General features: G+C 70.3%; 11 protein-coding genes. 7 read left to right on the top strand and 4 right to left on the bottom strand.

Features of this window, described 5'->3' with window-relative positions:
• Positions 1-207: 207 nt before the first annotated feature.
• The 5 genes from ACIRPU_RS12180 (at position 208) to ACIRPU_RS12160 (ending at position 5206) form a co-directional block, all read left to right on the top strand.
• Complete coding sequence (locus ACIRPU_RS12180) at positions 208-1035, top strand: helix-turn-helix transcriptional regulator (protein ID WP_351764882.1); 828 nt, start codon at positions 208-210, stop codon at positions 1033-1035.
• Positions 1036-1195: 160 nt separating this feature from the next.
• The gene (locus ACIRPU_RS12175) at positions 1196-2656 is read left to right on the top strand and encodes an aldehyde dehydrogenase family protein (RefSeq protein ID WP_403865268.1); all 1461 of its coding nucleotides are present in this window, start codon (positions 1196-1198) and stop codon (positions 2654-2656) included.
• A 98-nt stretch (positions 2657-2754) separates the two neighbouring features.
• Entirely contained in the window at positions 2755-3396 is a 642-nt protein-coding gene (locus ACIRPU_RS12170) for a PadR family transcriptional regulator (RefSeq protein ID WP_403865265.1), read from the top strand.
• Positions 3397-3476: 80 nt separating this feature from the next.
• The gene (locus ACIRPU_RS12165) at positions 3477-4463 is read left to right on the top strand and encodes an ATP-binding cassette domain-containing protein (protein WP_403865262.1); all 987 of its coding nucleotides are present in this window, start codon (positions 3477-3479) and stop codon (positions 4461-4463) included.
• The gene (locus tag ACIRPU_RS12160) at positions 4445-5206 is read left to right on the top strand and encodes an ABC transporter permease (protein ID WP_403865259.1); all 762 of its coding nucleotides are present in this window, start codon (positions 4445-4447) and stop codon (positions 5204-5206) included. Before ACIRPU_RS12165 ends, ACIRPU_RS12160 begins: the two co-directional genes overlap by 19 nt.
• Before the next feature lie 24 nt (positions 5207-5230).
• Here the strand turns inward: ACIRPU_RS12160 and ACIRPU_RS12155 are convergent, their stop codons facing one another.
• Entirely contained in the window at positions 5231-6637 is a 1407-nt protein-coding gene (locus tag ACIRPU_RS12155) for a glutamate decarboxylase (RefSeq protein WP_403865255.1), read from the bottom strand.
• A gap of 29 nt (positions 6638-6666) precedes the next feature.
• Positions 6667-7950 (bottom strand): ion channel protein, encoded by a 1284-nt coding sequence (locus ACIRPU_RS12150; protein ID WP_403865252.1) that lies wholly within the window; start codon positions 7948-7950, stop codon positions 6667-6669.
• A 126-nt stretch (positions 7951-8076) separates the two neighbouring features.
• On the opposite strand from ACIRPU_RS12150, the gene ACIRPU_RS12145 reads away from it, so the two are divergent.
• Positions 8077-8838: a MerR family transcriptional regulator gene (locus ACIRPU_RS12145; RefSeq protein ID WP_384124933.1), complete on the top strand. Its 762-nt coding sequence runs from the start codon at positions 8077-8079 to the stop codon at positions 8836-8838.
• Between the two features lie 77 nt (positions 8839-8915).
• On the opposite strand, the gene ACIRPU_RS12140 is transcribed toward ACIRPU_RS12145, so the two are convergent.
• Positions 8916-9281 (bottom strand): YbjQ family protein, encoded by a 366-nt coding sequence (locus ACIRPU_RS12140; protein WP_403865249.1) that lies wholly within the window; start codon positions 9279-9281, stop codon positions 8916-8918.
• A 141-nt stretch (positions 9282-9422) separates the two neighbouring features.
• On the opposite strand from ACIRPU_RS12140, the gene ACIRPU_RS12135 reads away from it, so the two are divergent.
• The gene (locus ACIRPU_RS12135; protein WP_403865246.1) at positions 9423-10433 is read left to right on the top strand and encodes a DedA family protein; all 1011 of its coding nucleotides are present in this window, start codon (positions 9423-9425) and stop codon (positions 10431-10433) included.
• Between the two features lie 4 nt (positions 10434-10437).
• Here the strand turns inward: ACIRPU_RS12135 and ACIRPU_RS12130 are convergent, their stop codons facing one another.
• Positions 10438-12099 carry a threonine/serine exporter ThrE family protein gene (locus ACIRPU_RS12130; protein WP_384124927.1) on the bottom strand — a complete coding sequence of 554 codons (1662 nt, stop codon included), beginning with the start codon at positions 12097-12099 and terminating at the stop codon, positions 10438-10440.
• Between the last annotated feature and the right edge of the window lie 150 nt (positions 12100-12249).

The following is a 12249-nucleotide window of genomic DNA, read 5'->3' as shown; positions in this document are numbered from 1 at the left end:
GCCAACTTCTCGCCCATCAGAGCCACTTCTCTTGCTTTCCCCTCACTGTTCCCTCACATCGCGCTGTACGTATCCTTTGTCTTCTTTCCATCTCTGTAATCGGACGAGTACTGCTCGAAGTGTTTTAGTGGCAGACTGCGGCCCCTAAGACGGTTGGGGAGGCTGGCGAACGTGAGCGCGGGAGAGCCCGGATCGGTGGTGCGGCGGATGCTGCTCGGCTCGCAACTACGGCGACTGCGTGAGGCACGCGGCATCACGCGCGAGGCGGCGGGATACTCGATCAGGGCCTCGGAGTCGAAGATCAGCCGGATGGAGCTGGGCCGGGTGAGCTTCAAGACCCGGGACGTGGAGGATCTGCTGACCCTGTACGGCATCACGGACGACACCGAGCGCCAGGCGCTCGTCGGACTCGCCCGTGAGGCCAACGTGGCGGGCTGGTGGCACAGTTACTCGGACGTCCTGCCCAACTGGTTCCCCACCTACGTCGGCCTGGAGGGCGCGGCCGCGCTGATCCGGGCGTACGAGGTCCAGTTCGTGCACGGGCTGCTCCAGACCGAGGCGTACGCCCACGCGGTCGTCAGCCGGGGCATGAAGGGTGCGAGCGCGGCCGACATCGACCGGCGGGTGGCGCTGCGTCTGGAACGGCAGAAGTACCTCGTCGCCGAGAGCGCCCCCGACTTCCACATCGTCCTCGACGAGGCGGCGCTGCGCCGGCCGTACGGCGACCGCGAGGTGATGCGCGGGCAGCTCCAGCATCTGATCGAGATCTCCGAGCGCCCCAACGTGCGGCTCCAGGTGATGCCGTTCAGTTTCGGCGGGCACTCCGGTGAGTCCGGCGCCTTCACGATCCTGAGCTTCCCGGAGTCCGACCTTCAGGACGTCGTCTACCTGGAGCAGCTCACCAGCGCCCTGTACCTCGACAAGCGTGAGGACGTCGCGCAGTACGAGCAGGCGCTGAAGGAGCTCCAGCAGGACAGCCCCGGACCGGACGAGAGCCGGGATCTCCTGCGCGGACTGATCCAGCTGTCCTGGTGAGCGGTTCTGGTGAGAATGTCCTGGTGAGCTCCCCCTAGGGATTCCCCTACGGCCATCCGGGAACTGCCCCAACTCCCTTGAAACACCCGTACGATGACGTGTGATCAGATCGTGATGCCGAGCGGTCGCAACCGATCGCAGCAGGGGATTGAGGGTTCACATGTCGTCCTACTTCACCGACCTGGCCCAGCAGTACATCGACGGTAAGTGGCGTCCGGGGACGGGGTCCTGGGACATCATCGACTTCAACCCCTACGACGGCGAGAAGCTGGCCTCGATCACCATAGCCACCGTCGAGGAAGTCGACGACGCCTACCGTGCCGCCGCCCGCGTCCAGAAGCAGTGGGCCGCGACCAACGCCTATGCCCGCCGCTCGGTCTTCGAGAAGGTGCTGCGGCTGGTCGAGGAGCGCGAGGCGGAGATCAGCGAGGTCCTCGTCGCCGAGGCCGGCGGCACCTTCGGCAAGGCCGCCTTCGAACTGCACCTCGCCAAGGAGTTCCTGCGCGAGTCGATCCACCTGGCGCTGCGTCCCGAGGGCCGCATCCTGCCCTCGCCGATCGACGGCAAGGAGAACCGCGTCTACCGGGAGCCGGTCGGCGTCGTCGGCGTGATCAGCCCGTTCAACGTGCCCTTCCTGCTGTCGCTGAAGTCGGTCGCCCCCGCGCTGGCCCTCGGCAACGGCGTGGTGCTCAAGCCGCACCAGAACACCCCGATCGCCGGCGGCACCGTGATCGCCAAGCTCTTCGAGGACGCGGGTCTGCCCCCGGGTCTGCTGAACGTCGTCGTGACCGACATCGCCGAGATCGGCGACGCCTTCCTGGAGCACCCGATCCCGCGGGTCATCTCCTTCACCGGCTCCGACAAGGTCGGCCGTCATGTCGCCACCGTCGCCGCCTCGCACTTCAAGCGGTCCATCATCGAACTCGGCGGCAACAGCGCCTTCGTCGTCCTCGACGACGCCGACGTCGACTACGCGGTCGACGCGGCCGTCTTCAGCCGCTTCGTCCACCAGGGCCAGGTCTGCATGGCCGCCAACCGCATCCTGGTCGACCGCTCGCTGGCGGACGAGTTCACCGAGAAGTTCGTCGCCAAGGTGCGGACCCTCAAGGCCGGCGACCCGCGCGACCCGCAGACCGCCATCGGCCCGGTGATCAACTCCCAGCAGGCGGAGGCCGTGACCGGCGCCGTCGAGCAGGCCATCGCCGAGGGCGCGACCGCCCTGCTGCACGGCACGACCACCGACAACCTCGTCGAGCCCTCCGTGCTGGCCGATCTGCCCGCCGACTCCGCCCTGCTCCAGCAGGAGGTCTTCGGCCCGGTCGTCTTCATCAACACCTTCGACGGCGAGGAGGAGGCGGTCCGCATCGCCAACGACACGCCGTACGGCCTCAGCGGCGCGGTCCACACCGCCGACATCGAGCGGGGCGTCGCCTTCGCCAAGCAGATCGTCACCGGCATGTTCCACGTCAACGACGCCACCGTCCACGACGAGCCGATCGTCCCCTTCGGCGGTGAGAAGAGCTCCGGTGTCGGCCGCCTCAACGGCGAGACGACCCTGGAGGCCTTCACCACCACGAAGTGGATCTCGGTCCAGCACGGCCGCAGCGGATTTCCGTTCTGAGCCGCCCGACGCCCTGAGGGGCGTCCCTTCGGCAGCATCGGCGGACCCGCGCCCGGGCACCTGACGGGCGCGGGTCCGCCACGCCATAACCTGGGCGCATGTCAGCGATCCGTCTTCTCGTGCTGGGCGCTGTGCGTCAGCACGGGCGGGCCCACGGCTACCAGGTGCGCGGCGACCTGGAGTACTGGGGCGCCCACGAGTGGTCCAACGCCAAGCCGGGCTCGATCTACCACGCCCTGAAGCAGATGGCGAAGCAGGGGCTGCTGCGCGAGCACGAGACGGCCCCGTCCACCGCGGGCGGTCCGCCGCGCACCGAGTACGAGATCACCGAGGCCGGCACCGAGGAGTACTTCAGGCTGCTGCGCGAGGCGCTGACCTCCTACGACCAGAAGACGGACGTGAAGTCGGCGGCCATCGGCTTCGTGGTCGACCTCCCGCGCGCGGAGGCCGTGTCGCTCCTGAAGGAGCGCATCCAGGGCATCGAGGAGTGGCGCTCCGCCGTCACCGGGCACTACATCCCCGAGGACGGGCCGGAGCAACTGGGCCACATCGGGGAGATCATGAACCTCTGGATCCACACGGCCGACGCAGAGGCCGCGTGGACGCGGGGCCTGATCGCGCGGATCGAGCGCGGCGCCTACACCTTCGCGGGGGAGGGCGAGCCGTTCGTCGGCGTCCTCGCGGAGGGCGAGGAGAACCCGTACGCCACGGATGAACGGCATCCGGGGGATGCTCGCTAATCAAGTTTGACGAGTCACGCCCGCAGGGTTACTTTGGGTCGGTAGTCAAGTTTGACTAGGTGAGGAGTTGGGGGACTTACATGGCCGACACGGCGATCACCGTCGAAGGCGTACGCAAGAGGTACGGCGACGCACACGCACTGGACGGGCTCGACCTCACGGTGGCCCCGGGCACCGTGCACGGCGTGCTCGGCCCGAACGGCGCGGGCAAGACGACCCTGGTCAGGATCCTGTCCACGCTGCTGCGACCGGACTCCGGACGAGTCGAGGTGGCCGGCCACGACGTCGTGCGCCGGGCCCGGGAGGTCCGCCCGCGCATCGGACTGCTCGGCCAGCACGCCGCCCTCGACGAGGAGCTGGGCGGCCGCCAGAACCTGGAGATGTTCGGCCGTCTCCACCACCTCGGCGCCCGCCACGCGCGCGTGCGCGCCGACGAACTCCTGGAGCGCTTCGACCTCACCGACACCGGCCGCAAGCCGGTCCGCGCCTACAGCGGAGGCATGCGCCGCCGCCTGGACCTCGCCGCCTCCCTCATCGGCAACCGGCACGGCGCAGACCCGGAGGTGCTCTTCCTGGACGAGCCGACCACCGGCCTCGACCCGCGCGGGCGCGCCGAGGTGTGGTCCGCGGTCCGCTCGCTGGTCGGCGGCGGCACGACGGTCGTGCTCACCACCCAGTACCTGGAGGAGGCCGACCAGCTCGCCGACCGGATCTCCGTCGTCGACCGGGGCCGCGTGATCGCCGACGGCACGCCGGACGAACTGAAGGCGCTGACGGGCGGCGACCGCATCGACGTCGTCCTGCGCGACGCGGGCCACCTGGGCGCGGCCCTCGCGCTGCTGCCCCTGCCCCGGCAGGACGTCACCGTCGACCCCGACCGCCGCTTGCTCAGCGCCCCGGTCACCGACCGCATGGCCGCCCTCTCCGCCGTCGTCCGCGCCCTGGAGGAGGCCGGCGTCGAGGCCGAGGACGTGGCGCTGCGCCGCCCCACGCTGGACGAGGTGTTCCTGCACCTGACCGGGCAGGACGACCGTACGAAGGAGACCGTGTGCGTACGTACGCGCTGATCGATTCCTGGACCATGACCCGGCGTGAACTCGCGCACTGGGCACGGCAGCCGGGCCGGCTGGTCGTCGGGCTGATCTTCCCCGTGATGCTGCTGCTGATGTTCGGCTACCTGGTCGGCGGCGGCCGCGGGGTGAGCGGCGACTACCTCGACTATCTGATGCCCGGCATGCTCGCGCTCACCATGGCCTTCGGCCTGGAGGGCACGATGCTCGCCGTCACCCAGGATCTCGACAAGGGGGTCATCGACCGGTTCCGCGCCATGCCGATGGCCGACGGCGCGGTCCTGGTGGGCCGTTCGACGGCCGACATGCTCCAGTCGGCCGTGGGCCTGGCCGTGCTGATCGTCGTCGGCCTCGCGCTCGGCTGGCGCCCCCAGGGCGGGCCGGGCGCCTTCCCGGCCGCCGTGGCTCTGCTCCTCCTCTTCCGTTTCGCGATGCTGTGGATCGGCATCCATCTGGCCCTGGTGGCCGGGAAACCGGAGATGGTGCAGGCCGTCCAGATCCTGGTCTGGCCGGTCGGCTTCCTCTCCAACGCCCTCGCCGCCCCCGCCTCCATGCCCGGCTGGCTGGGCACGGCCGTCGAGTGGAACCCGATGTCCCGGACGGCGACAGCGGTACGCGACCTGTTCGGCGGCCTGGACGCCGACCCGGCGCACCTCTGGGCGGCCACCGCCTGGCCGCTGGCCCTGCTGGCGATCTTCTTCCCCCTGGCAGTCCGGAAGTTCGCCCGCATGAGCCGCTGAGTCACTGAGCCGTTGAGCCGACGACTAGTGGTGGAAGCCGGTCGCCGCGCTCTTGTCCCGGGTCCGCGGACCCGACTGGCGGCGGAGTTCCGGCAGCAGCCGGGACAGGTCCTCCACGAACATGTCGGCGAGGTCCTCCGAGAAGCCGTTCCTGCACACGACCCGCAGGACGGACAGGTCCTCCCGGTTCGGCGGGAACGTGTACGCGGGCACCAGCCAGCCGCTCTCGCGCAGCCGCCGTGAGACGTCGAAGACGTCGTACGCGTCCACGCCCGGGGCCGTCGTGAAGGCGAACACCGGCAGCTCGTCGCCCCGGGTGAGGAGCCGGAAGTCGCCGAGCGCCTCCACCCGTTCGGCGATGCCCCGGGCCACGTCCCGCGTGGTCTGCTGCACCGCCCGGTAGCCGGCGCGGCCCAGCCGCAGCAGCGTGTAGTACTGCGCGACGACCTGAGCGCCCGGCCGGGAGAAGTTGAGGGCGAAGGTCGGCATGTCGCCGCCCAGGTAGTTCACCCGGAACACGAGCTCCTCCGGCAGGGCCTCCTTGTCACGCCACAGCGCCCAGCCCACGCCCGGGTACACCAGCCCGTACTTGTGCCCCGAGGTGTTGATGGACGCCACGCGCGCGAGGCGGAAGTCCCACACCAGGTCCTCGTCGAGGAAGGGGGCGATCATCGCGCCGGACGCGCCGTCGACGTGCACCGGGACGTCGAGGCCGGTCCGCTCCTGAAGGGCGTCCAGGGCCGCGCACAGCTCGGCGATCGGCTCGTAGGACCCGTCGAAGGTGGAACCGAGGATGCCGACGACCCCGATGGTGTTCTCGTCGCACAGCTCGGCCGCGGCCTGCGGATCGAGGTGGAAGCGGTCCCCCTCCATGGGGATCAGACGGGCCTCCACCTCCCAGAAGTTGCAGAACTTCTCCCAGCAGACCTGGACGTTGACGCCCATCACGAGGTTCGGCCGGGCGCCCGGGTAGCGGTCGCCGGCGCGCTGCGACCACCGCCGTTTCATCGCCATCCCGGCGAGCATGCACGCCTCGCTCGACCCGGTCGTCGAACAGCCCACGGCCGCCGACGGGTCGGGCGCGTTCCACAGGTCGGCGAGCATCGCCACGCAGCGCCGCTCCAGCTCGGCGGTGCGCGGGTACTCGTCCTTGTCGATCATGTTCTTGTCCCGGCACTCCGCCATCAGGACGCCGGCCTGCGGCTCCATCCAGGTGGTGACGAAGGTGGCCAGGTTGAGCCGTGAATTGCCGTCCAGCATCAGCTCGTCGTGCACCAGCTGGTACGCCGCCGACGGTGGCGTCGGGCCGTCCGGCAGCCGGTGCTTGGGCGGCGCCTCGATCATGCCGCCGACCGGATTCGCCTCGCCGTAGAAGGGGTTCACGGACAGGGGACGCTCGTCGGGCTTCGCGGGACCTTTGTGCAACGGCATGGAGTGCCTCCTGAAGGATCGAACGGGTGTCAGCGGACCGGAGTTCCGTCCGCGCGCAACTGCATCTGGGGCCGCCCCGTCACCAGCAGCCAGGCCGGCAGCGAGGCGACGCAGAGCAGGGCGATGATCGAGGCCGAGGCGACCAGCACGGCGGCGACGAAGAGACTCACCCAGCCCTGCCGGGTGATGGCCAGGAGCACGCCCAGCACGCCGGCCGCCACGCCCACCGACGGATGGACGTCCGACACGAGCGCGTGGGCGGTGAGCCCGAGCGCGGAACCCACGAACACGGCCGGGAAGATCCGCCCGCCCCGGAAACCGCAGGACGCGGCGACGAGCAGGGCGGCCAGCTTCACCACCGTCATCGTGGCGAACTGGCCGGCCGACCAGCCCTCCGGATCGGCCGCGAGCTCCCCGACCTCGTCCAGCCCCTTGAAGAGCGTCAGATGGCCGCCCAGGGCCCCCAGCAGGCCCAGGACGAGCCCGCCGACCGGCAGCGCCAGCATCGGGTGCCGCAGCAGCCCGAACGCGCCGTGGACGTACGGGAAGGCGTAGACGGCGCACATGGCGAGCAGCGCGCCCACCATGGCGATCACGACGGCCGCCAGCAGATCGCCCCACCCGGGCTCCCCGAGCACCGGCAGATCGAGGTCGAAGGTCGGATGGGCCACCAGAGTGGTCGTCATCGCGCCGGCCGAGGCGGCGACCAGCGGCGCGAAGACGTTGTCCCACAGCGGCCCCTCCGTGTGCCGCCCCGCCAGCGCCTCGGAGATCAGCAGCGCCGCGGCCACCGGCGTGCCGAACAGCGCGCCGATGGTCGCCGCCTCCGCGAGCATCACCCACAGCGCGCCCGGCGCCCGCGGCCGGGTCCGGCGGCCCAGCCAGACGGCGAGCCCCACGTTCACGGCGATGATCGGGTTCTCCGGGCCCAGGCTCGGCCCGCCGGCCAGCATCAGCCCGGTCGCCACCAGCACTCCTGGGAGGACCCCCGGCGGCAGCACGCGCGCGTCCAGCCCCATCGTGGCCGGATCGGGACCGGCGTGCCCCGGCACCTTCCACACCACCAGCCCCACCAGCACCCCGGTCGCGGTGAGCACGACGAGCATCCACAGCACCGAGTAGCGGCCGACGTCCAGTGCGTCCGGCAGGTTCTGCCACAGCACGTGCTCGAGCTGCTCGGCCAGCTCCTCCACCGCCAGGAGCAGCAGGCTCGCCAGCACGCCGACGGCGAGAGCGGGCAGGATCGGCGGCAACAGGGCGCGTGCCGGGGTCGCCGGAGGGAGGGGCGCCTGCTGCGCGGTGTCCTGGGCCACGCGCTCACGATAAGCGGGCGAAACGGACATGACATCCGGACGGGAACGGACACGGGGACTCGGCCTTGCACCTCACGTCGCGTGAGGACGCACCGTGGAGCGCGTACCGAGGAAGGAGCGGACCAAGTGAGCTACTCCGTAGGACAGGTCGCCGGATTCGCCGGTGTCACGGTGCGCACGCTGCACCACTACGACGACATCGGCCTGCTCGTCCCCGGCGGGCGCAGCCACGCGGGGCACCGGCGCTACGACGACGCCGACCTCGACCGGCTCCAGCGGATCCTGTTCTACCGAGAGCTCGGCTTCCCGCTCGAGGACGTCGCGGCCCTGCTCGACGATCCGGCGGCCGACCCGCGCGCGCACCTGCGCCGGCAGCACGAACTGCTGACCGCCCGGATCGAGCAGCTGCAGAAGATGGCCGCGGCCGTGGAACACGCGATGGAGGCACGCGAGATGGGCATCAACCTCACGCCCGAGGAGAGGTTCGAGGTCTTCGGCGACAAGGACCCGGAGCGGTACGCCGAGGAGGCGGAGCAGCGCTGGGGCGGCACCGAGGCCTACGCGGAGTCGCAGCGCCGCGCCGCCCGCTACACCAAGGACGACTGGAAGCGCATGCGGGACGAGGTCTCCGACTGGGGCGCGCGTTACGAGGAGCTCATGTCGGCCGGTGAGCCGCCGACCGGCGAGGCCGCGATGGGCATGGCCGAGGAACACCGACAGCACATCGGCAGGTGGTTCTACGACTGTCCGTACGAGACGCACCGCCGTCTGGGGGAGATGTACGTCTCCGACGAGCGCTTCAAGGCGTTCTACGACGCGATGCGCCCGGGCCTCGCCGAGCACCTCAAGGAGGCGATCACGGCGAACGCGGCCCGGCAGGCGGCATAGACGGCGTAGGGCGGGCGTGAGGCGGCGCAGGACGGGCGTGAGACAGGGCAGGGCGGGCGGGAGGCGGCGCGGGGCGGCTACTCCCGGACCAGGACCACCGCGGTTCCGTACGCGCACACCTCGGTGCCCACCTCCGCCGCCTCCGTCACGTCGAAGCGGAACATCAGCACGCCGTTGGCTCCACGCGCGCGTGCCTGCTCGACGAGGCGTTCCATGGCCTGGTTGCGGGTCTCGACGAGGGTCTTCGTCAAGCCCTTGAGCTCACCGCCGATCATCGACTTGAGGCCCGCGCCGATCTGGCTGCCCAGGTGCCGTGAGCGCACGGTCAGCCCGAAGACCTCGCCGATGACCTGCTCCACCCGGAACCCGGGTACGTCGTTCGTGGTGACGACCAGTACGTCCGGCTCGGGACCCTGCCCGCCGCCGTAGTCTTCGATGCCCATGGCTCACAGCTTCGTCCCAGCGGGCCCACAGTGCATCCCGGAGACATCCGTGGAACCTGGGGCGGACACATTGCGTTGATAGCTTTGTGCGGCCGCACCATGGACGCCGTACCTTCCCCCACCCACCAGGAGCCCGGAACCGTGACGACGATCGCCCTCGGACCGAGCTGGCTGGACCCCAATTACCTGCTGGACACGTACAGCATCTGGGGCCTGTTGCTCATCGTCTTCGCGGAGTCCGGCCTGCTGATCGGGTTCTTCCTGCCCGGTGACTCCCTGCTGTTCACCGCCGGCCTGTTGATCACGTCGAACCAGCTGGACTTCCCGCTGTGGGGCGCGGTCGCGCTGATCTGCGTCGCCGCGATCCTGGGCGACCAGGCGGGTTACATGTTCGGCAAGAAGGTCGGGCCGTCGCTCTTCAACCGACCGGACTCCAAGCTCTTCAAGCAGGAGAACGTCGTCAAGGCGCACGAGTTCTTCGAGAAGTACGGCCCGAAGTCCCTGATCCTGGCCCGCTTCGTGCCCATCGTGCGCACCTTCACGCCGATCGTCGCCGGTGTCAGCGGCATGCGGTACCGCTCCTTCCTGGTCTTCAACGTCATCGGCGGCGTCCTGTGGGGCGCGGGCGTCACCCTGCTGGGTTCCTGGCTGGGCAACATCGACTTCGTCCACAAGAACATCGAAGCGATCCTGATCCTGATCGTCCTCATCTCCGTGGTCCCGATCATCATCGAGTTCCTGCGGGCCCGCTCGAAGGCCAAGAAGAACCCGCAGCAGACCCCGCAGCAGACCCCCTCGCAGACGCCCGGGCAGCAGCACCAGCCCCACCACCAGCAGCAGCCCCCGGTCATGGACGACGCGACGACCCAGCTCCGCCGGATCGACCAGCACGAGCAGCAGTACCCGTACGGCGACCAGGGCCAGAACCAGGGGCAGAACCAGGGCCAGAACCAGGGTCAGGGCCGGCAGCCCGACTACTACGGTCAGCAGCAGTACCCCCAGCAGCAGCCGTACCCGCAACAGCAGCAGTACCCCCAGGACTGGCAGCAGCAGGCCCAGCCGCACCCCCAGCAGGCCCAGCCGCAGCCCCAGCAGCAGCCGTACGGCGCTCAGCAGAACAGCCAGTACCCCTACGACAACCAGGGCTACTAGAGGCTCAGAAGCCCCGGGTCCGCTTGGCGGCGCGCCGCTTCTCGGCGGAGCCGATCCGCAGGAACAGCCGCGAGATCTCGGACCCGAGGTTCACACCGATCGCGATGGCCATCGCCAGTGCCGCGGCCTTGGTGATCGACACCAGCCCCGCGTCCAGCTCGTTCTGCGCGATGGCCAGCAGCCCGAAGTAGGTCGCCGATCCCGGCAGCAGGGGCCCGATCGCGGCGGTCGTGTACGGCAGGGCGGAAGCGAACCGGTAGCGCGAGAGCAACTGTCCGAACAGCCCCACCACGCCCGCCGCGACGGCCGTGGAGGCGACCGGCGAGATCTCCCCGGCGTAGCGCATCGCGCCGTACACCGACCACGCCACACCGCCGTTCAAGGTGACGGCCAGCACGGTGGATCGTTCCTGCTGAAGCAGCACCGCGAAGGTCAACGACAGCAGCATCGACGCGCCGATCTGCCACAGCGGCCGCTCGGTGACGCCCAGGGCCGCGTCGGGATTGAGATGCGCGCCGAGCTGCACACCGACGTAGAGCATCACCAGCACGCCCGCCACGATGCCCACGAAGAAGTACATGACCTCCAGCAGCCGCGCGGCCGCCGTGATGTAGAAACCGGTCAGGCCGTCCTGGACACCCGCCACCAACGCCCGTCCGGGCAGCAGCGCGAACAGCCCACCGGTGATGACCGCGGACGCCTTCACATCGACGTCCGCCAGTGTCAGGGCGATGCCTATCGCGGCCGGCGGCATCGCCGCGACCAGGAACTGGTAGAACTCCGGCAGCCCGCGCCCCGCGCAGAGCCACGCCAGCCGGTCGCCGAGCATCGCGCCGAGCGCCGCCGCCACGAACACGACCAGGTCACCGCCGACCAGCACCGAGGCCGCGCCCGCGAGCAGTCCGCTCGCCGAGGTCAGCACCCAGCCCGGGTACGGATGCCGGTTGCGGCGCATCTCCGCGAGCCGCCGGTAGGCCTCCTCCAGGGAGAGATGGCTCTCCGGGTCGCTCAGGTCGTCCACGAGCCGGAAGACGGCCGCCAGGCGCGTGTAGTCGGTGCCCCGGCGGCGGACCGTCCGGGACGCCGTCACCGGATCCTCCACCAGGGACGGCTGGTACGAGATCGACAGCAGCGTGAAGGTGACGTTCGGTTCGCAGCGGTCGAGCCCGTAGGAGCGGCAGACCGCGAACATCGCGGCCTCCACGTCCTCGGCGCCCTCCCCGCCCGCGAGCAGCAGCTCGCCGATGCGCAACGTCAGGTCGAGCACGCGCGGGACGGCCGGACCGCCCTCCTCCGCCTTGGGCCCCGGCTCCGGCGCGGGCCGGTCGGACACCGGCATCCGCAGCATCGTGCGCATCCGGTCCTGCCAGGGCAGGTCCTTGATCAGACTCACCACCGGCACGCCGTCGGCCGGTGTGAAGGCGGCCGGGGCCTCCCGGGCGCTGTACGTGCTCGGCAGGCTGAACTGCGACCCCTCGCCCTCCCCGGCGGCGGGCGGGCCCACGTCCAGTCCGTTCGGTACGGCGAACTCGGACGTGGTCTCCGGCTCACCGCCGGTTCTGGGGACGGCCAGCCCCGCCGGGATCGCGAACTCGGACGTGATCTCGGGATCGAAGCCACTCCTCGCCTCGTCCGACTGCGGTTTGCGGTCCTCCGCCTCCGACACTCAGCAACGCTCCCTGAACGACACCTTCCGTACGCCTCAGTATGCGCACAGACACACGGAGGGGGGGGGCGCGGGCGCGGGGGGGGCCCCCCCCCCCCCCAAGGGGCAAAAAAACAAGGGCGCCCCCGGGGGGGTGAAACTAATTTTTGA

This window comes from Streptomyces sp. NPDC102259, assembly GCF_044766465.1.
GTDB lineage: Bacteria > Actinomycetota > Actinomycetes > Streptomycetales > Streptomycetaceae > Streptomyces.
This window is presented reverse-complemented; position numbering and strand designations above follow the sequence as displayed.